This window comes from Faecalibacillus sp. H12 (assembly GCF_013361255.1).
Taxonomy (GTDB): Bacteria; Bacillota_I; Bacilli_A; order Erysipelotrichales; family Coprobacillaceae; genus Faecalibacillus; species Faecalibacillus intestinalis.
The window spans coordinates 1-208 of record NZ_JABWDK010000100.1; the positions used below are offsets into that span (position 1 = coordinate 1).

At 53.4% G+C, this 208-nt stretch carries 1 tRNA gene; it reads right to left on the reverse strand.

The annotated features are described in order from the left end of the window. Positions 1 to 58: 58 nt before the first annotated feature. Positions 59 to 135 (reverse strand) — tRNA-Met (locus tag HUU89_RS14585). Positions 136 to 208 lie beyond the last annotated feature (73 nt).

A 208-nucleotide genomic window follows, 5' to 3' on the forward strand; every position in this document is an offset into this window, starting at 1 on the left:
CCCGCGACCTCCGCCGTGACAGGGCGGCATTCTAACCAGCTGAACTACCAGACCATTTTGGTTGCGGGAGAAGGATTTGAACCAACGACCTTCGGGTTATGAGCCCGACGAGCTACCAGACTGCTCCATCCCGCGATATTAAGTTTTTTTAATAAATGGCGGAGATTGAGGGATTCGAACCCCCGCAGGACGTTAATCCTCTGCTGGT